General features: G+C 60.3%; 18 protein-coding genes. 12 read left to right on the top strand and 6 right to left on the bottom strand.

Features of this window, described 5'->3' with window-relative positions:
- Positions 1 to 110 precede the first annotated feature (110 nt).
- The 4 genes from gmk (at position 111) to HUW35_RS06970 (ending at position 4,204) form a co-directional block, all read left to right on the top strand.
- Complete coding sequence (gene gmk / locus HUW35_RS06985) at positions 111 to 731, top strand: guanylate kinase (protein ID WP_181254877.1); 621 nt, start codon at positions 111 to 113, stop codon at positions 729 to 731.
- A gap of 324 nt (positions 732 to 1,055) precedes the next feature.
- Positions 1,056 to 1,319, top strand: a complete 264-nt coding sequence (gene rpoZ / locus HUW35_RS06980; RefSeq protein WP_181254876.1) for a DNA-directed RNA polymerase subunit omega — start codon at positions 1,056 to 1,058, stop codon at positions 1,317 to 1,319.
- 56 nt (positions 1,320 to 1,375) lie between these two features.
- Entirely contained in the window at positions 1,376 to 3,493 is a 2,118-nt protein-coding gene (locus HUW35_RS06975) for a bifunctional (p)ppGpp synthetase/guanosine-3',5'-bis(diphosphate) 3'-pyrophosphohydrolase (protein WP_181254875.1), read from the top strand.
- Positions 3,494 to 3,820: 327 nt separating this feature from the next.
- Complete coding sequence (locus HUW35_RS06970; RefSeq protein ID WP_181254874.1) at positions 3,821 to 4,204, top strand: RidA family protein; 384 nt, start codon at positions 3,821 to 3,823, stop codon at positions 4,202 to 4,204.
- A 53-nt stretch (positions 4,205 to 4,257) separates the two neighbouring features.
- Here the strand turns inward: HUW35_RS06970 and HUW35_RS06965 are convergent, their stop codons facing one another.
- Both HUW35_RS06965 and HUW35_RS06960 read right to left on the bottom strand, forming a co-directional pair.
- Positions 4,258 to 5,136 (bottom strand): NAD-dependent epimerase/dehydratase family protein, encoded by an 879-nt coding sequence (locus HUW35_RS06965; protein WP_181254873.1) that lies wholly within the window; start codon positions 5,134 to 5,136, stop codon positions 4,258 to 4,260.
- A gap of 215 nt (positions 5,137 to 5,351) precedes the next feature.
- Complete coding sequence (locus HUW35_RS06960) at positions 5,352 to 5,603, bottom strand: GlsB/YeaQ/YmgE family stress response membrane protein (RefSeq protein ID WP_181254872.1); 252 nt, start codon at positions 5,601 to 5,603, stop codon at positions 5,352 to 5,354.
- Between the two features lie 236 nt (positions 5,604 to 5,839).
- On the opposite strand from HUW35_RS06960, the gene HUW35_RS06955 reads away from it, so the two are divergent.
- The 4 genes from HUW35_RS06955 (at position 5,840) to HUW35_RS06940 (ending at position 10,689) form a co-directional block, all read left to right on the top strand.
- The gene (locus tag HUW35_RS06955; RefSeq protein WP_078082899.1) at positions 5,840 to 6,763 is read left to right on the top strand and encodes a hydrogen peroxide-inducible genes activator; all 924 of its coding nucleotides are present in this window, start codon (positions 5,840 to 5,842) and stop codon (positions 6,761 to 6,763) included.
- Positions 6,760 to 8,853 (top strand): ATP-dependent DNA helicase RecG, encoded by a 2,094-nt coding sequence (gene recG, locus HUW35_RS06950; protein ID WP_181254871.1) that lies wholly within the window; start codon positions 6,760 to 6,762, stop codon positions 8,851 to 8,853. Before HUW35_RS06955 ends, recG begins: the two co-directional genes overlap by 4 nt.
- A 202-nt stretch (positions 8,854 to 9,055) precedes the next feature.
- Positions 9,056 to 9,739 carry a hypothetical protein gene (locus HUW35_RS06945; protein WP_181254870.1) on the top strand — a complete coding sequence of 228 codons (684 nt, stop codon included), beginning with the start codon at positions 9,056 to 9,058 and terminating at the stop codon, positions 9,737 to 9,739.
- Between the two features lie 269 nt (positions 9,740 to 10,008).
- Entirely contained in the window at positions 10,009 to 10,689 is a 681-nt protein-coding gene (locus tag HUW35_RS06940; protein WP_181254869.1) for a hypothetical protein, read from the top strand.
- 92 nt (positions 10,690 to 10,781) lie between these two features.
- On the opposite strand, the gene HUW35_RS06935 is transcribed toward HUW35_RS06940, so the two are convergent.
- On the bottom strand, positions 10,782 to 12,092 hold the full coding sequence (locus tag HUW35_RS06935; protein ID WP_181254868.1) for a dicarboxylate/amino acid:cation symporter: 1,311 nt from the start codon (positions 12,090 to 12,092) through the stop codon (positions 10,782 to 10,784).
- 185 nt (positions 12,093 to 12,277) lie between these two features.
- Here HUW35_RS06935 and HUW35_RS06930 point away from each other — a divergent pair, with 185 nt between their 5' ends.
- The 4 genes from HUW35_RS06930 (at position 12,278) to phoR (ending at position 16,138) form a co-directional block, all read left to right on the top strand.
- On the top strand, positions 12,278 to 12,853 hold the full coding sequence (locus HUW35_RS06930) for a chorismate lyase (protein WP_181254867.1): 576 nt from the start codon (positions 12,278 to 12,280) through the stop codon (positions 12,851 to 12,853).
- A gap of 18 nt (positions 12,854 to 12,871) precedes the next feature.
- The gene (gene ubiA, locus HUW35_RS06925; RefSeq protein WP_181254866.1) at positions 12,872 to 13,753 is read left to right on the top strand and encodes a 4-hydroxybenzoate octaprenyltransferase; all 882 of its coding nucleotides are present in this window, start codon (positions 12,872 to 12,874) and stop codon (positions 13,751 to 13,753) included.
- A gap of 131 nt (positions 13,754 to 13,884) precedes the next feature.
- The gene (gene phoB, locus HUW35_RS06920; RefSeq protein ID WP_181254865.1) at positions 13,885 to 14,589 is read left to right on the top strand and encodes a phosphate regulon transcriptional regulator PhoB; all 705 of its coding nucleotides are present in this window, start codon (positions 13,885 to 13,887) and stop codon (positions 14,587 to 14,589) included.
- Between the two features lie 235 nt (positions 14,590 to 14,824).
- Positions 14,825 to 16,138, top strand: coding sequence for a phosphate regulon sensor histidine kinase PhoR (gene phoR / locus HUW35_RS06915; protein ID WP_181254864.1), 1,314 nt, complete (start codon positions 14,825 to 14,827; stop codon positions 16,136 to 16,138).
- Between the two features lie 76 nt (positions 16,139 to 16,214).
- On the opposite strand, the gene traF is transcribed toward phoR, so the two are convergent.
- From traF to HUW35_RS06900, 3 genes are all read right to left on the bottom strand, one after another.
- On the bottom strand, positions 16,215 to 17,375 hold the full coding sequence (gene traF, locus HUW35_RS06910) for a conjugal transfer protein TraF (protein WP_181254863.1): 1,161 nt from the start codon (positions 17,373 to 17,375) through the stop codon (positions 16,215 to 16,217).
- Between the two features lie 270 nt (positions 17,376 to 17,645).
- The gene (locus HUW35_RS06905; protein WP_181254862.1) at positions 17,646 to 18,005 is read right to left on the bottom strand and encodes a hypothetical protein; all 360 of its coding nucleotides are present in this window, start codon (positions 18,003 to 18,005) and stop codon (positions 17,646 to 17,648) included.
- A gap of 20 nt (positions 18,006 to 18,025) precedes the next feature.
- Positions 18,026 to 18,622 carry a DUF938 domain-containing protein gene (locus HUW35_RS06900; protein ID WP_181254861.1) on the bottom strand — a complete coding sequence of 199 codons (597 nt, stop codon included), beginning with the start codon at positions 18,620 to 18,622 and terminating at the stop codon, positions 18,026 to 18,028.
- Positions 18,623 to 18,628 lie beyond the last annotated feature (6 nt).

Below are 18,628 nucleotides of genomic sequence, written 5' to 3'. Positions count from 1 at the left end.
CCCCCAGCACCGGTCGGGGGACGGCCTGTTTACGGTTCGCACGTCACCGCCGGCTTTCGCTATAATCCCCGCCCATCATTCCAATCACCACCACTGCAGCAAGGTTCGCCGTGTCCACAGGTACTTTATATACGGTCTCCGCGCCCTCCGGCGCTGGCAAAACCAGTCTCGTCAAAGCGCTGATCGAGGCGGATAGCGGGGTTACCGTGTCCGTATCCCACACCACCCGGCCCATGCGTCCCGGTGAGATTGAAGGCATCAACTATCATTTTGTGGATCGCGATGAGTTCGTGGAGATGCTGGGGCAGAGCGCGTTTCTGGAACACGCCCAGGTGTTTGACAACTTTTACGGCACATCCAAGGCGTGGGTCGAGGAAACCCTCGCCAGCGGACGCGATGTGATCCTGGAGATCGACTGGCAGGGCGCCGAACAGGTACGCAAGCAGATGCCGGAGACGGTGGGGATCTTTATCCTGCCGCCGTCCCAGCAGGCGCTGCTCGAGCGCCTGACCGGCCGTGGCCAGGACGACCAGGCGGTGATCGACAAGCGCATGGCGCAGGCGATCGACGAGATGTCCCACTATGTCGAGACCGACTACCTGATCATCAACGACGATTTCGCCACCGCGCTTGCCGAACTGCGCGCCATCATGGTGGCCGAGCGCCAGCGGCTCGGGCGCCAGCAGGAGATGCACGGGGCTCTGTTGCAGTCACTGTTGCGACAGCAATAAGCCATCCAAGCAACTTGAGCTTGCCCCGAAAGCGCTGCTACCGGGTACAGCCTTGTGAGACCTTCTAAAACAGGGATGTTTTAGAAGAGCCCCCAGGGATGGGTTCACGGCGTGTCTCACAAGGCTGTACCCGGTAGTAGCGCCGCCAAGAAACCCAATAAAACCGGGGATTGTGCGCAATCAGCCCACTGATCGATTTGCGTACACCGCGCGGTCCGGTAGAATAGTCACACTAGGTCCGTCCGCGGCAATGGCCAGCCGGTCGGACAACAGAATTTGCCCATCTCGCCCGGCCGGGCGAACCCACACTGGAACTGAAATTTTATGGCACGTATTACCGTTGAAGATTGCCTCGACCACGTAGACAACCGCTTTGAGCTGGTTATCGTTGGCAGCAAGCGCGCCCGCCAGATCGCTACCGGCGGCCGTGACCCGATGGTTGCAGAAGAGAATGACAAGCCCACCGTGATCGCCCTGCGCGAAATCGAAGAGGGCTTCGTAGACGCCAGCATCCTCGACGAGCCGGAAGAAGAGCCGGTTCAGCACTCCGCACCGGCACCGGTATTCCTGTCCGAACAGGATATGTAATCCCGATTTTTTGACCGATGCAGGAATTGCTGGAAATTTAAGAGGCGAGCGCGGCTTTGCACACCATAGACAGTCTGGCCCATCGCCTCTCGTCCTACCTTCCCTCCGACCAGATTCAGTTCGTCCGCCGCGCCTACTTCTACGCGGAGCAGGCGCACGAAGGCCAGAAACGGCGTTCCGGCGAACCCTATATCACCCACCCGCTCGCAGTTGCCACCATCCTGGCAGGCATGCACATGGATGCCCAGAGCCTGGCCGCGGCCATGCTCCACGACGTGATCGAGGACACCGGCATTCCCAAGGCCGCACTGGCGGAGCAGTTCGGGGAGGAGATAGCGGACCTGGTGGACGGGGTCTCCAAGCTGACCCAGTTCGAGACCGACAGCCCCGCGGAAAAGCAGGCGGAAAACTTTCAGAAAATGGCCCTGGCCATGGCGCGGGATATCCGCGTCATCCTGGTCAAGCTCGCCGACCGCCTGCACAACATGCGCACCCTCGGCTCCCTGAAGCCGGAAAAGCGCGCGCGTATTGCCCGCGAAACACTCGAGATCTACGCCCCCATCGCCAACCGCCTGGGCATGAACGATGTGCGAATCGAATTCGAGGACCGCGCCTTCTTTGCCATCTACCCGCTGCGCGCCAGCCGTTTGCGCGCGGCGCTGGTGGCGGCCCGCGGCAACCGCAAGGAGCTGCTGGAAAAAATCCAGAACGCCATCGAGCTTCGCCTGGAGCGGGAAAAAATCGATGCGCTGGTCATCGGCCGCGAAAAGCACCTGTACAGCATCTACCAGAAGATGCGCTCGAAGAAGAAATCCTTCCGCGAAATCATGGACGTCTACGCTTTCCGCATCATCGTGGACAGCGTGGACACCTGTTACCGCACCTTCGGGGTTATCCACAACCTGTACAAGCCGGTGATCAGCGAGTTCAAGGACTACATCGCGATCCCCAAGTCCAACGGTTACCAGTCTCTACACACGGTTCTGCTGGGCATGCACGGTGTGCCCATCGAGGTGCAGATCCGCACCAAGGAAATGGACGAGATGGCCAACAGCGGTATCGCCGCACACTGGCTGTACAAGTCCTCCGGTGACGAGGTCCTGAATACCGGCGGTACCAGCCAGGTGCGCGCGCGCCGCTGGGTGCAGGGGCTGCTGGAAATGCAGCAACGGGCCGGCGACTCGCTGGAATTTATCGAAAACGTAAAAATCGACCTGTTCCCGGACGAGGTCTACGTGTTTACTCCCAAGGGCAAGATCATCGATCTGCCCGCCGGTGCCACCGCGGTGGATTTCGCTTACTCGGTGCACACCGATGTGGGTAATTCCTGTGTGGCGGTGCGCATCAACCAGCGCCTGGCACCACTGTCGCAACCGCTGGAAAGCGGCCAGAAGGTGGAGATCCTCACCAGCAAGAACGTTCAGCCAAACCCGAACTGGCTCAATTTTGTGGTGACGGCGAAAGCGCGCAGTGCCATCCGTCACTACCTGAAGCATCAGCGTCACCACGATTCCATCGAGCTGGGCCGGCGCTTGCTGGAGAAGGCGCTGGTGAAGTTCCGCCTGAAAATCGCCGATCTTTCCGAGGAACACATCGCGCGCGGTGTGCGTGAGGCGAGGTGCGATAGTTTCGACAATCTGCTGGAAGAGATCGGCCTGGGCAACCGCGCGGCCTTCTCTGCAGCCAAGCTGCTGATTCCGCCGGGCACCATGGAAACCGAAGCCAGCAGCATTTCCTCGCCCCTGACCATCGATGCCCAGGAGGGCATGATGATCAGTTTTGCACGCTGCTGCCGTCCGATTCCGGGCGATACGATCATGGGTCATATCAGTTCCGGCAAGGGCGTGGTGGTGCACCGGGATACCTGTCGCAATGCAGCAGAACTGCGCGAGCACCCGGAGAATATTATGGCGGTGGCCTGGTCGCCGGATGTGAAGGGTGAGTTCCTCGGCGATGTGCGGGTAGAGGTAGAGTCTGAACGCGGCATTATCGCCCGTTTGGCAACGCGCATTACGGAAGAGGGGGCGAGTATCGAGCAGATCCACGTGGACGAGAAAGATGCTCAGCACAGTGTGATTGCGCTGACCCTGGAAGTAGCCAACCGGGTGCACCTCGCCCAGGTGATGAAACGGCTGCGCAACCTGCCTGCAGTGATCAAGATCGCGCGTCCCTGAGTAGCACTTGCGTTTGGCGGGTTTGATTGGGGCCGGCCCAGTGCCGATGCCCATCCGCCAAACAGCCTCGTCGGCGAACGTTTGTCGGACAAGTACCGGCACTGGGCCTCCGAGGCAGCTTCGGGTATTTCTGTTTCTGCGGATAGTTATTGCGACAGCAGACGGAAAACGGGTGGGGTTTTGCGCTTATTTTCCCGGAATGTGGACAGGTTCCGCATATCGTCAATCTGCCTTCGGCACCGCTCCCCAAACCCCATAAAGCGCGCTATATTCTCCCGCTTTCTTTTTCAGCAAGCAGGCCTTATCAGGCCGGGAGAGAAGTAACCAATGCCCAATCGCGCCGTGATAAAAACAGATAAGGCACCGGCCGCAATCGGCAGCTATTCGCAAGCCGTCAAGGTCGACAACACCATCTACCTGTCCGGCCAGATTCCCCTGGTACCGGAAACCATGGAGCTGATCTCTGACGATTTCAGGGAGCAGGCTGTACAGGTGTTCAAGAACCTGAAAGCGGTGTGTGAGGCCGGCAACGGGACGCTCGACAGTATCGTGAAGCTGAACCTTTACCTCACCGACCTCAGCAACTTCGCTACCGTCAACGAAGTCATGGAAGAGGTGTTTACCAAGCCGTTCCCCGCGCGCGCGGCAGTGGGCGTGAGCGAACTGCCCAAGGGCGCCCAGTTCGAAGCCGAAGCGGTAATGGTGATCTGACAGCGATTTGAAGGAGATCGCGCCGCTGCGAACGAGCGGCGCGGTTATCGAATTCAGTCGTTTTCCAGCAGGGTGCTGTAGCCTGCGCGGTAGTCGGGATACAGCATTTCATAGCCACTATCCAACATGCGCTTGTTGCTCATTTTCTTCGAGCGGCGTTCGCTGGTGGCCACTTCCTCGCGCAGGTGTGCGCTGGTGTATCCCATGGATTTTGCCAGCCAGCTCTGCAACTCGTACATGGGTACCGGCGTGCAGTCGGCACCGATATACAGTTTCTCCAGTGCCATACCGGTTTTCTGCCCCTCGATCAGATGGGCCAGGAATCCCACGGCATCGTCTACGTGAATACGGTTGCTGAATTGCGGCGGCGAGGGCGGTGCGCAGCGACCGGCGCGCACCTGGGATAACAGTCGATCCCGGCCGGGGCCGTAAATACCCGCAAATCGCACGACGCAGGTTTCGGTGGGCGAAGTCTGGGCAATTTTTTCCGCGGCGAGCAGGGCTTCTCCCTGGAAGCTGCCGGGCAGGGGCTGGGAGCGCTCGTCCAGCCAGTGGTCACCGCTCTGGCCGTAAACCCGGGTAGAAGAAATCCACAGCACCAGGCGCGGGGGCTTTTCCATTTCGGCGAGGGCGTCGCGCAGGGTTGTGGCAGTTTCCACATAGGCGCGCTGATAGGCTTGGGGAGTGCTCGCGCCCGGAGTGAAAGTGGCGATAACAATATCCGCACCGTTGTTCAGGTGACGACGGATATCTTCAGGCTTGGTGGCATCGCCGCGGCGCCAGTTGACCACATCGGCGCGACGCTTGCGTGCCAGTGCCTGCAGCGGGTTACGCCGCACACCAAACACATCGTACGCCTTGCGATCCAACTTCAATGCCAGACGAGTCCCCAGATCGCCACAACCGAAGATCCAGACTTTTTCCTTTGCCATAACCGCTCGAATCAACCCCCGGTACCGAATTCCGGCCCCACAATACACGATGCCAGAGTAGAAGCGGCACCGCATTTAAATAGTTTTTATGAATTTGCGTAATAAATCAGTCGGCAAAAGCCTTTATAACCTGTTTGCCAACGACAAACTGTGAACAGGGCCCACAGCATCCTGTGGGCCCTGCACGCATTTTCAATGAATGTGATCGGGCGACGTCAGCGGGACTTCACCATGCGGAAAATGAACAGCAAAATGATTGCCCCCACCACCGCGGTAATAATACTGCCCAGAGACAGGCCACCGGTTGTACCGAGGCCGACAAAGCTGCCGACCCAGCCGCCGATGAAAGCGCCGATAATGCCGATCACCATGGTGACAATCCAGCCACCCGGATCCGGGCCGGGCATGATCCATTTGGCCAGGGCGCCTGCGATCAGGCCCAAGATAATCCAAGACAAGATTCCCATAGAGCGTTTCTCCGCTTTGTGTGTATTGAACACTTGCCCTTACACGTATAGCAAAAAAAGCGCCACGCCACCGAACAAGACAGCATGGTAATAGCAACTTTTACTAACCATAAGACCCGTTAATAGCATTTTTTTCTAGATTGAGACATTTACCCACCTCATCTGCAGATTTGCTGGCCGCGCGGGGGCATTTATGAATAAACTCTATCGCAAAGTTTTATCTGATTGCGTTTACCATGACATTGAATGAATTGCGCTACATCGTCACCCTGGCCCAGGAGCAGCATTTCGGGCGCGCCGCTGAGCGCTGCTTTGTAAGTCAGCCGACGTTGTCCATCGCCGTCAAGAAACTGGAAAAAGAACTCGGCGTGGCGCTGTTCGAGCGTTCCAAAACCCGGGTTCAGGCCACGCCGCTGGGGGAACGCATCGTGGCCCAGGCGCAGCTGGTGCTGGAACAGTCGGCGGCGATCAAGGACATCGCCAGCGCCGGCAAGGACCAGCTCAGCAGTCCGCTGTCGGTGGGTGCAATTTTCACCATCGGCCCCTATCTGTTTCCGCACTTCATCCCGCAGCTGCAGCAGCTGGCACCACAGATGCCGCTGTTTGTTGAAGAAGGCTACACCTCCACGTTGCGCGCCCGCCTGCGCAAGGGCGAACTGGACGCGGTGATTATCGCACTGCCGTTTACCGAACCGGATGTGGTCACCCAGCCGCTGTACGATGAGCCCTTTGTGGTGCTGATGCCATCCGACCACCCCCTGGCCAAATTCGACGCCCTGTCCCCGGAGCAGCTGTGCGAGGACAATGTGCTGCTGCTCGGTGAAGGCCACTGTTTCCGCGACCAGGTTCTGGAAGCCTGCCCGCAGCTGCAACAGTCGATCGAGAAGGAGTCCGGCAACGGACATATCCGCACCGCCGCCGATGGCAGCTCACTCGAAACCCTGCGCCATATGGTGGCCTCGCGCCTCGGCATCACTGTATTGCCGCTGTCTGCGGCGGCCGCGTCCCAGTACGCTACCGGTGTACTGGTAACCCGCCCGTTTGTGGCGCCGGCCCCGCAACGCACCGTGGCCCTGGCCTGGCGCGCCAGCTTTCCGCGACACCGCGCCATCGATATGCTGCGCGACGCCATCAACCAGTGCCAATTGAAGAGTCCGTGAATCGACCGCAGAAACCGCTGGCCGAAATTCCGGTGACTGCCCTCAAAGGGGTGGGCGCCAAGCTGGCGGAAACCCTCGCCAAACTGCACATCAGCTCCCTCCAGGATCTGCTGTTCCACCTGCCCGCCCGCTACCAGGACCGCACCCGCGTGGTGCCCCTGGCGGGACTGCGTCCCGGTATGGATGCGGTAATCGAGGGCGAGGTACGCGCCGCCGACGTGGTATTCGGGCGCCGCCGCAGCCTCGCGGTGCGCCTGCAAGACACCACCGGCAGCGTCATGCTGCGCTTTTTCCACTTCACCGCCGCGCAGAAAAGTCGCCTGGCGCCGGGCACCCGGGTGCGCTGTTACGGCGAGGCCCGCCGGGGCAGTGCGGGCGTGGAACTTTATCACCCGGAAACCGAGATTCTGGGGGAGGATATTTCTCCCACCGCGGAAACCCTGACGCCTATTTACCCGCTTACCGAAGGCCTGGGCCAGGGCCGCCTGCGCGCACTGATCGGCCAAGGCCTCGATTGGCTGGCACAGGGCACAGTGACCGAATTGCTGCCCGCGGAGCTGCTGCCGAGCGCCCTGCAGATGCCTCTGGCGGGCGCACTGATGTACCTGCACCAGCCACCCGCCGACGCGGACCTGGAACAACTGGGAGAGGGCCAGCATCCGGCCCAGCAACGCCTGGCGCTGGAGGAGCTGCTCGCCCACCATCTTAGCCTGCTGGAACTGCGGCGTACCGCCTCCCGTGTCGCGGCTCCACCGCTTGCGCCCAACGCTGCACTGGAGCGGGACTTTAGCGCCCGCCTGCCATTCAGCCCCACCAATGCACAGCAGAGAGTGGGTAAGGAGATCGCGACAGATCTCGCGGGGTCCCGCCCGATGATGCGTCTTTTGCAGGGTGATGTGGGTGCAGGCAAAACTCTGGTCGCGGCGCGGGCAGCGCTGCAGGCCATCGGCGCCGGATACCAGTGCGCGGTCATGGCCCCCACGGAAATCCTCGCCGAACAACACCGCATCAATTTCTGCGGCTGGCTGGAGCCCCTCGGTATCACCGTGGCCTGGCTCACCGGCAGCATGAAGGCCGCGGAGCGCCGCGCGCAGCTGGCGGCGATTGAAAGCGGCGACGCCCAGCTGGTAGTGGGCACGCACGCACTGTTCCAGGAAGGCGTGACCTTCCACCGGCTGGCGCTGGTGATCATCGACGAACAGCACCGTTTCGGTGTGCGCCAGCGACTGCAGCTGCGCGAGAAAGGCGCGGCGGAGGGAAGCATCCGTACCCAGCCACACCAGCTGATCATGACCGCGACCCCGATCCCGCGCACTCTGGCCATGTCTGCGTTCGCTGACCTGGACTGTTCGGTAATCGACGAATTGCCTCCCGGGCGTCAACCCATCAATACCGTGGCCATCTCCAACGAGCGCCGTTTCGATGTGATGGAGCGGGTACAGGGGGCCGTGGCCGAAGGGCGCCAGGCCTACTGGGTGTGCACCCTGATCGAGGAGTCGGAAACCCTGCAGGCACAGGCCGCGGAATCCACTGCCGAGGAACTGGCGGAATCCCTCGAGGGTGTGCGTGTGGCACTGGTGCACGGGCGCATGAAGCCCGACGCCAAGGACCTGGTAATGAAAGCTTTCAAGGCCGGCGAGGTCGACCTGCTGGTGGCCACCACGGTGATCGAGGTGGGGGTCGATGTCCCCAACGCCAGCCTGATGATCATCGAGAACCCCGAACGGCTCGGCCTCGCCCAGCTGCATCAGTTAAGAGGGCGCGTCGGCAGAGGCAGTATCGCCAGCCACTGTGTGCTGATGTACAGCACGCCGCTGTCTGTCAACGGTCGTGCGCGGCTGCAGGCGCTGCGCAGCCATGCAGATGGCTTTGCCATCGCCGAGGAGGACCTGCGCCTGCGGGGGCCAGGTGAGATTCTGGGCACCCGTCAGACCGGTGAGATCCAGCACCGCATCGCCGACCTGCAACGGGATGCGCACCTGTTGCCGCAGGTACAGAAAATCGCTGCAGCGCCACAGCTGGGCGCCGACGCCCGCGCCGCTCTCGTGCGCCGCTGGCTGCACAACAAACCCCGCTTCGCCGAGGCCTGAGCGACTCGCACACCCCATCCGTGGAATCCAACGCACAAAATGCGAACTAGCGCTCGCTCTGCCCGTGCGCCACTCGATAGCCAGACCGATTAGTCATTTCTGGTCACCAATAATTTTGCACTCCCGTGCCAGCAGTGGCAGCCTCAATAAAAAGGGCTTATCGAGCCCGTCAACTCCCGACCACCAGTACGGGAAATACCGGATGATCCACTTGCACACATACATGAAGCGCTCTGTAGCCGCGATCGCCCTGCTGCTTGGCAGCCCCGCGTGGGGCCAAGGTTTTTTTGGCGGCGGCGACGAGCCCACCCCGCATATCACCATTGCCCACACCAAGGTCGCCGCGGAAATTCCCACTCCGCTGCAAGGCAATGATTTCGATGCGCTGCTCGCCCAGGCCACCTCCGGCGAAGGCCTCAGCGACGTGCGCGAAAAAGCCATTGGTGTCTTCAGCGAACAACTGCGTTTCAAACTGGATTCTGCGCTGCGCGAATTCTTTGCCGATGAAGAAGTAGCGCTGATTACCGACAATAATTCCCTCACCCTGCACAACAGCATCGACATCTCCGTGGTCAAGCAGCTGAGCGGCCTCAAAAACCGCGGCGACTTCGAGGTGGAGAAGGGCAACCTGAGTGCAAGCGGCGACTACCACTTCAGCCTGAATACGCCGAGTGGCCTGGTGCTGAAACAAAAGCGGCTGGATATCGCGGATCTCAACCTGAAAGGCAAATACGAAATCAAGACACCATTGGGAAGCGGTGAAGCCGAAGACAACACCGAGGAACAGCTGCAGAAAATGGTCGACGTACTGGTGGCACGTATCATCGACCGTATCGAGGACGATCTGGAAGCAGACAGCCTGCGCGAACTCGCCAAGGGGGGCTGATCAAGCCCCCACTTCATTTACCCGCCATCTCTCCGCCTGCTCCCCGATCCCTTTCACCTAACCCTTCTTACTGCAGCCTGCAAATTCCCGCCGAGATCCAAATCACAAAACCGACTACTACTGACGCACAAGTCACGGAAATTTTTTGCTCTCTGCACCGATAAGTGGCAGCCTGTGACGGTTATCGCATAAATAAAGAGCGAATCCATTCGCCAATTTACAAATAGCAAACAGCTTCCCGGCATAAAAATCAAAACAGGGAGAGATGCATGAGAACCCAAGGACTCCGCAGGTTGGCGCTCGCCAGTCTGTTCACTATTGGCCTGTCCACGCCGGCCGCCGCCCAGAATGGCTTCTGGGGCGGAGACACAACCACGCCCAGCCTGGCCATTGCCCCCACGGATATCCGGATAGATGTGCCCATGCCAGGCTCCAGTGGCGACCTGCAGCTAATGCTGGCCCAGGCCGGTAAAGGCGGCGGTCTTGCCGAGCTAAAACAACAGGCGGTACGCAAATACACCCAGCACCTGCACAGCGAACTCGCGCGCGAGCTGTACGAGTACCTCGAGGACGAAGAAGTCCCACTGGTTGTGGAAGAGGGCGTGTTGAGCCTGCAAAACTCCCTGAATCTGCGGGTCATCAAGCATCTCAGTGCCATGACGCCGAAAAAAGATTACGACCTTGAGAAGGGCAATATGGCCCTCTCCGGTGAGTTTCGCTACACCCTGAAAAACCGCAACGGCACCGCTTTGCGCGAGCAGCGCATCGACATCGATGAGCTCGACATATCCAGCAAATACATGGTGCGCACATACCACGACGGACGCGCAGGAGAAGACAGTACCGAGGAAGCCATCAAGGACGCCCTCAGCGAACTGGCGGAAGAACTGGTGGAATCCATGGAGGACAACCTGGAGGCAGATGAACTGCGGGATATGGCAGCGCTTTAATCCCCGATTTTCCAGGCCACAAACAGAAAGGGCGAGCCGCACCGCGACTCGCCCTTTTTATTTAAGCCCGGGTGAACTATTCGCGAGTGGCCTCAAGACGTCGCGGTGCCGTCCCGCCCGTCCGCGACCACACTGTTGTAGTTGTCATCGTTGAAGGTGCTCTCATTCAGCGCGCCCTCACTCTTCGCCACAATGGTACTCACCACGGAATCACCGGTGATGTTCACCGCCGTGCGCACCATGTCCAGCAGCCGATCCACACCCATCACAATGGCAATACCCTCAAGCGGCAGGCCAACCTGCTGCAGCACCATTGCCAGCATGATCAGGCCAACTCCGGGCACACCGGCGGTGCCGATGGAGGCGAGGGTGGCGGTCAGGATGACCGTCAGGTAGCCCATCAGGCCGATATCGATCCCGTACAGCTGGGAAATAAATACCGTCGCCACCCCCTGCATGATCGCAGTGCCATCCATATTGATGGTTGCGCCAAGAGGTACGGTAAACGAGGCCACCTTGTTATCCACACCCAGACGCTTTTCCACCGTCTGCAGGGTAACCGGGATAGTGGCCGCGGAAGATGCGGTACTGAAGGCAAACACCATCGCCGGGCGCATTTTCTTGATCAGCTTCAGCGGACTCAGGCCCGAAAGCAGCTTCAGCAGCAATGGATAGACCCCGAGCGCATGCAGCAACAGCGCCAGCAACACCACGCCGAAGTATTTCGCCAGCTGTGGAATCGCATCAAAGCCGAGCTGCGCAATCTTGGTCGCCAGCAGGGCAAACACCCCGTAAGGCGCAAACACCATCAGCACCCCGACCATGCGCAGGATGACTTCGTTGAGGTCATTGAAGAAGCCGGCGATACGCTGTCCCGGCTTGCCGCTGCGGGAAATCGCGTAACCCATAAGCAGGGCAAACACGATGATCTGCAGCATATTGCCTTTGGCCATCGCATCCACCGGGTTGGTCGGGAAGATGTTGACGATCACTTCAGACAGCGACGGCGACGCCTTGGGTTCAAAGCTCGCATCCCCGGCCAGGTGTTCCATGCCAACCCCCGGCTGGATCGCCAGCGCCAGCACCAGCGCGAGGGTGATCGCTGCTGCGGTAGTGAGCAGATACAGCAACAGGGTTTTGCCGGCGAGCACACCCACACGGCTGCCTTCAGACAGCGCACAGGCACCGCAGATCAGGGAAACCAGAACCAGCGGCACCACCATCAGCTTCAGCGAAGCGATGAAAATCCGTCCGACGATATCGAACAGGCCATTGGTCAGGTAGTTGTTGATAAAACCGGTTATCCCGGGCCCCAGCACCTGGCTGGTATTGAGAAGATTGCTTATCAGGCCAACCGCGATCCCCGCAATCATGGCCAGAACGATTTTTTTGGTAAGCCCCATGGTCCGTCCTGTTACTTCGGCGATCGCCGATTATTTATTGTCGATAAAAACTCAGCGCACTCATACAAAGTGCGGCAAACAGACCGCCACTATATCGGCAGGCTGAAAGCGGAGCAAAATCTGGACCATTTCCCCAGGCCGTCGGTCGGTTACAATGGCGCTTTTGAGCTTGCGCGGAGTCAGCGTTGTTCCACTCCCCCTTTGAAGCCGTCGGTGACTGGCACCCACAGCCCCTCGAGAGCCTGCACGGACACACGCCTCCGGAGCACCTGCTGCCGTGGCTGCTGCACCCCGGCTCACTCACCGCTGCGCTCAAGCAGTTGAGCAACGGTGAGTTTAGCGTGCAGATCCTGAGTCAGGGCTGGCAGCAGCCACAACTGGAGGAGCGCCGCGCCCTCAATCTGCGCGAGAGGACCCGTGCCCTGGTGCGCGAAGTCCTGCTCTACGGCAGCGACGAGCAGCCTTGGGTATACGCCCGCAGTGTGCTCCCCGAACGCACCCTGGCGGGCAAATCCCGCTACCTACGCAGCCTGGACAACCGCCCCCTGGGGGAACTCCTGTTCAGCCAACCGGACATTCGCCGCGGTCCCATCGTACTCAACCGTCTGGCGCGCAACCCGCGCAGCCAGCAGCCCGAGCTGGACTCACTGGAGAACACCGCCTGGGGCCGCCGCTCCACCTTTTGGCTGCACGATAAACCCCTGCTGGTTGCAGAGACTTTCCTGAGCAGTTTCAATCCCCACAAACCGCCCATGACCTGAATAACGGACGAGAAACCCATGATCAGCCAACAGATCCAGCAGCGCTGGCCCGCCGCCCTCCCGTACTGGCAGCTCGCCCGCCTGGACAGGCCCATCGGCTCCCTGCTGCTTCTGTGGCCCACCTGGTGGGCACTGTGGATTGCCGCCGGCGGCTGGCCCGGTATCCATCTGTTTGCGGTGTTCACCCTCGGGGTCATTCTTACCCGCGCGGCGGGATGCGCGGTCAACGACTTTGCAGACCGCAACATCGACGGTCATGTAAAGCGCACCAATCAGCGCCCCCTGGCCACCGGGGCTGCGACGCCCAAAGGGGCGCTGCTGCTGTTTGCCGGCCTGATGCTACTGGCCTTCCTGCTGGTACTCACCACCAACAAGCTCACCATTTTGCTGTCATTACCTGCACTCGCGCTGGCGTTCTGCTATCCGTTTGCCAAGCGCTATACCCACCTGCCGCAGGTGGTGCTGGGGGCGGCGTTCAGTATGGGCATTCCGATGGCGTTTGCCGCCGCTACCAATAAGGTACCGGCGGTCGCCTGGCTGCTCTTCACCGCCAACCTGCTGTGGACGGTTGCCTACGATACGTTTTACGCCATGGTGGACCGGGACGATGACCTCAAGATCGGGGTGAAATCCACGGCGATCCTGTTCGGCGATATGGACAAGGTGATGACCGCCAGCCTGCAGGTGATGGTGGTGCTGGCTCTGGTGATGCTGGGTAGCCGGGCGGAATTGGGTGCACTGTACTACTGCGGAGTGGCAGCGGCGGCGGGACTCTTCGGCTACCAGCAATGGCTGGTGCAGAATCGGGAACGGGGCAACTGCTTCAAGGCATTTTTGAACAACAACTGGGTCGGCGCAGCGGTATTTTCCGGGATTTTCCTCCACTTTCTCGTCAATTGAACCCGGTGTTTTCCCGCAGATTCGTGATCGTTGGGCACTTGTCATATATTTGTCATTAAAGTGACGTTAAATGGCCACTCTAAGGAATGTCAGTTGGATGACACACTCACCAGTTAGGGTACGGCAGGCAGATGCACAACAAGACGATTCTCATAGTCGACGACGAGGCCCCGGTACGGGACATGTTGCGAATTGCCCTGGAGATGGCGGATTACCGCTGTCTCGAGGCAGAAAATGCCCAGGCGGCACACGCGCTGGTAATCGATGAGAAGCCGGACCTGATCCTGCTCGACTGGATGCTGCCGGATGTTTCCGGGGTGGAACTGGCGCGGCGCCTGAAGCGGGATGAACTGACGTCTTCGCTGCCGATCATCATGCTGACGGCGAAGGGCGAGGAGGATCACAAGATCAAGGCGCTGGAGACGGGTGCAGATGATTACATCACCAAGCCGTTTTCTCCCCGCGAACTGGTGGCGCGCCTGAAGGCGGTGTTGCGCCGGGCGGGTCCGAGTACGCCGGAAGAGCCGCTGACCGCCGGCGGCCTGGTGCTGGACCCGATCAGTCACCGGGTGACGATCAATGGCAACCCGGTGGACATGGGGCCGACGGAGTTTCGCCTGCTGACCTTCTTCCTGTCTCATCAGGAGCGCGCCTATACCCGCACCCAGTTGCTGGACCACGTGTGGGGTGGCAACGTGTATGTAGAGGAGCGCACCGTGGACGTACACATCCGCCGCCTGCGCAAGGCACTCACCATCGATGGCCACGAGCGCTATATCCAGACTGTGCGCGGCACCGGCTACCGCTTTTCTGTACAGACCGTGGAAAGGGTGTAATCCTACCGTCCTTGAAAAATTTGGGTTTCCAATGTGAATGCCCGGTGGCGGCGGAGCACCGGGTGCGGGTTTTCAGGACCGCAGTGAATACATCCCTGTACGCTTCGTCGGCGACATCCGTGTCGCCGGCGATCCTGAAAACCCGCACCCGGCACTCCGCCTTCGCTTAGAGTCCTGCGCATTACCGATTTCAGTATTGCCCCGACTCCTCACTCAAAAAGATGGCCCAACCATCATGCTCGATCGCAGTATTGGCGAGTTCTCGCGTTTTATCGTCATCGCCCTCGGCACCACCATTTTCGGTTTTTCTACCGGCCACTGGTGGCTGGCGCTCTGTGCCGGCCTCTCTGTCTACCTGTTCTGGCTACTGTGGCAGCAGAGCCAGTTCGACCGCTGGCTGTCCAACGGACGACGCGGCCCCGCGCCCACCAGTTTCGGTGTGTGGGGCGATATCTCCGACGATTTCTACCGGCTGCAACGCCGCCATCGCAAAGAAAAGCAGAAGCTGCACTCGATGCTGCGCCGGGTACAGGACAGTACCAGTGCACTGCGCGAGGGCATTGTGGCGCTCGAGGACGAGGGCAACCTGGCCTGGTGGAACCCGGCGGCGGGCGAGATGCTGCGTCTGCAGGGGGACGATGCCGGACAGCCGCTGGTCAACTTTGTCCGCGATCCGCGTTTTGTGGAGCACATGTACCAGCGCATGCTGGAACAGAACAACAAGACCCAGGAGCCGATCACACTGCCGGCACCGGGGGATGACTCCCGAATCCTGCAAATGGAAGTCACCCGCTTCGGCCAGGACGAGGCGCTAGTGATCGTGCGCGACGTGACCCGGCTACACAATCTCGAGCAGATGCGGCGGGATTTTGTGGCGAATGTTTCCCACGAGTTGCGCACGCCGCTGACGGTGATCGCGGGTTACCTGGAGACCCTGCAGGCCAGTGGCCAGGCGCCGCGCAACTGGGAGCGGCCGCTGGGGCAGATGAGTGAACAGACGGTGCGCATGACCAGCCTGGTGAACGATCTGTTGCTGCTGGCGCGGCTGGAGACTTCGGAGCGCGACAGCGGTCGCGACCGGGTGTCGCCGCGGGAGCTGATGGAGCGGGTGGCGAGTGAGGCGCGCTCGCTGAGTGGTGAGCGCCATGAAATTTCGGTGCACTGCGACGAGGACTGCACGATTACCGGCGACGCCGGCGAGCTGCACAGTGCCTTTGCCAATCTGGCATTCAACGCGGTGAAGTACAGCCCCGATGGCGGGCCCATCGAGCTGCGCTGGAAAGTGGATTCCGCGGGCGGCCATTTTTCGGTGAAGGATTCCGGTATCGGGATAGACCCGTTGCATATCCCGCGCCTGACCGAGCGCTTCTACCGGGTAGATGCCGGCCGCTCCCGCGAGAGCGGTGGCACCGGGCTCGGTCTCGCCATCGTCAAGCACGTGCTGCTGCGCCACAGCGCGAATATGAGCGTAACCAGCGTTCCCGGCCGCGGCAGTACCTTTACCCTGAATTTTCCCAAGCAGAAGCTGACTCTCGCCAGTTCCGCCTGATCACGCAGGGATAAAACACAGCAGATAAAAATGGGGCCAACAGGCCCCTTTTTTATTGGCAAGCGGATCGGTGTCTTTACAGATCCAGCCCGAACTGTAGCGCGGCACCCAGGGTGTCGTCAGACGACTTGATCGCCGACAGGTGGAACTGCACCACGTTGAACGGCGAAAAGCCGATACCGGCGGTAATCGCACCGTCGTAGGTACCCTTGAGGTCGTGGCGATAGCCAATACGCAGCTGAGCCCAGTCGAACAGATCCGCTTCCGCGCCCACGCGGGCGATCTGCATTTCGCCCGCGCCGTCAAACAGCTCGACGGAATTCAGATCGAGATCGGCAAGCAGGGTAAAGACCTCACCGGTATAGCCGAGACCTGCGGTCAACTGCGGTTCGAGCTGGATCTCCACACCCTGTTGCACCGTTTCATACTCCTGGGAGAGGGCGTTGCGCAGGGAAACACCGGCCTGCAATTCCCCCCAGTCGATGGTGGCACCCAAGTCGATATTGAAGTTGGTGTGCTCGAGCATGAAGTCGTCGGCTTCGAAATCGTCGTTGTCGAATTCGGCAATGGTCTCGATATATTCGATGGTCTCGACACGCTGATACTTGGGCGTGGCGCCGAGGGACAGCTGGTAGCCGGCGAAGTTAAAGTCGCGGGCGGCGGCAAAGCCGATTTCCTGCATGGTGTAGCCGAAAGCGCCGGCGGCGGTCTGCAGGTCGCTCTCGTCAAAAATCTGCGAGCCGAAATCCTCCAGCAGTTCCACATCGGCGTCCGCCAGCTGAACATCCGTGGCGACAAAGGCGGACTGACGCACGAACAGTAAACCGGAAGCCAGGCTGTTGGGAATGGCGATGGTGAGCTGTGCGCCGGCCTCAGCGGTGAGGCTGCCCTCATCCAGCAGCTGCAGCTGCTCGAGTATGTAGTCGGCGTCTTCCTGGCCCGCGCTGGTGCCGTCGATTGCGTCCAGGAAATCACTCAGGTCCTCACCGGTATCGAGGAAGTCGTTCCTGTCGCTGGCAAGCAGGCCGAAATCGAAGGTCACTGCAAAATCGTCGTTTTCTTCGAAGTTGGTCGCGGTCGCCGGATTCACCAGCGCACTGTAGGTGTAGTCACCGCCGGCCACGCCGGCGCCAGCCATGGCGCTGCCACGTCCAGAAAAAACTTCCGCGGCTACCGGCGCCGCCCCCAGAATTGCCCCCGCAGCTACCATGCCGGCGATTTGGTTCTTGGTCCACATGATCAACCATGTCCTATGTACTATTGATTCAGAATATTTTGTATATGCGCATGTAATTAGAATTATCGGCGGCGCCAAAATAATCATTATGAGTGGAGGCAGCAATGGCCCTTTTTGATCATTTTGGTGAACTTGTCGCATAAAAATCGTGACGGAGACGCACCGGAAACGGCTCGGAGAGGTGGCAACTGGAACAGAAAAGCCCCGCGAACGGGGCTTTAAAAGAAGTAGCGGAAAAAAATATAAGCGGCGAAAAGCCGGTGTGGAGCGTTACTCCAGCTCCTGCAGGGGGCGCTCCTCGCCACCCACGCGGTAATGCACCACCTCTTCCTTGGCCACCGGTGCAGCGCTTCTCTGCACGGTGACATGCACCAGCTTGCGCGCACTGTTGCGGATCAACAGGTGCTCGCGGCCTTCGTCATCCACCGGCAGGTTGCGCTCGCCGATCAGACCGTCGCGCAGGGCGCGCAGCTGGGGCACATCGCGATAGCGGTCCAGGTCCTTGGACAGCTTGCGCTTCATCCGCTCGGACTCGTGCAGCGCGGCAGCGGCCTCACGGTATTTGCCAAAGAAAAAAACCGCGGCAATAGCGGCAACAATGGCGAGGGTAGTTTCAAACCACGGGGGCATAGTGCACTCCTGTTATCGGGTTAACGTCGCCACACCAGCAACTGGTTGTTGGCGGGCAGGTAATTGATTTCGGTCCGGCGCAGGCCCTGGGATTCGGCCAGTTGATCCAGCCACTCCAGGTCGCGGATACCACGTGCCGGATCCTCTTCTTTCAGCCACTCATCAAAGCCCGCATTGCCCGGGCCGATATAGGCACCGTCGATCTTCACCGGGCCGTAGGCGATAAACTGGCCATCGGCGGTGAGCACCTCCGGCAAGCGCTGGAACAGGGTTTCCACCACCTTCGCGGGCATGATATGCAGGGTATTGGCGGTGAATACGGTATCGACCGAGATCGCCGGCCAGGAACCGGTAACATCCAGCTCCAGTGGCGCCGGCAGGTTGTCCGCGGGAGCGTGGGCCAGCCAGCGCTGCACCTCGTGCAGGTTTACCCGGCGCTCCGAGGTCTGCCACAGCACCTGCGGCAGACGCGGGGCGAAATACACGGCATGCTGGCCGGTTCCACTGCCGACTTCCAGCACACGGCGGCGGTTGGCCAGCAGTCTCTGCAGTTGCTCCAGGATGGGTTCCCGGTTGCGCCCGGTAGAGGGGGCGTCGGGCAGTGCCTGATCCGTCACGGTCGA

It is taken from the genome of Microbulbifer sp. YPW1, assembly GCF_013367775.1.
Lineage (GTDB): Bacteria > Pseudomonadota > Gammaproteobacteria > Pseudomonadales > Cellvibrionaceae > Microbulbifer.
Note: the sequence above shows the minus strand (reverse complement) of the source record. Positions and strands in the feature narration are given on the sequence as shown.

Bases quoted from the DNA above. Each gene is read 5' to 3' on its own strand.
- rpoZ (WP_181254876.1), top strand. From the start codon at position 1,056: ATGGCACGTATTACCGTTGAAGATTGCCTCGACCACGTAGACAACCGC.
- HUW35_RS06940 (WP_181254869.1), top strand. From the start codon at position 10,009: ATGAGAACCCAAGGACTCCGCAGGTTGGCGCTCGCCAGTCTGTTCACT.
- HUW35_RS06970 (WP_181254874.1), top strand. From the start codon at position 3,821: ATGCCCAATCGCGCCGTGATAAAAACAGATAAGGCACCGGCCGCAATC.
- phoB (WP_181254865.1), top strand. From the start codon at position 13,885: ATGCACAACAAGACGATTCTCATAGTCGACGACGAGGCCCCGGTACGG.
- HUW35_RS06945 (WP_181254870.1), top strand. From the start codon at position 9,056: ATGATCCACTTGCACACATACATGAAGCGCTCTGTAGCCGCGATCGCC.
- ubiA (WP_181254866.1), top strand. From the start codon at position 12,872: ATGATCAGCCAACAGATCCAGCAGCGCTGGCCCGCCGCCCTCCCGTAC.
- HUW35_RS06905 (WP_181254862.1), bottom strand. From the start codon at position 18,005: ATGCCCCCGTGGTTTGAAACTACCCTCGCCATTGTTGCCGCTATTGCC.
- phoR (WP_181254864.1), top strand. From the start codon at position 14,825: ATGCTCGATCGCAGTATTGGCGAGTTCTCGCGTTTTATCGTCATCGCC.
- HUW35_RS06955 (WP_078082899.1), top strand. From the start codon at position 5,840: ATGACATTGAATGAATTGCGCTACATCGTCACCCTGGCCCAGGAGCAG.
- HUW35_RS06965 (WP_181254873.1), bottom strand. From the start codon at position 5,136: ATGGCAAAGGAAAAAGTCTGGATCTTCGGTTGTGGCGATCTGGGGACT.
- traF (WP_181254863.1), bottom strand. From the start codon at position 17,375: ATGTGGACCAAGAACCAAATCGCCGGCATGGTAGCTGCGGGGGCAATT.
- HUW35_RS06935 (WP_181254868.1), bottom strand. From the start codon at position 12,092: ATGGGGCTTACCAAAAAAATCGTTCTGGCCATGATTGCGGGGATCGCG.
- HUW35_RS06960 (WP_181254872.1), bottom strand. From the start codon at position 5,603: ATGGGAATCTTGTCTTGGATTATCTTGGGCCTGATCGCAGGCGCCCTG.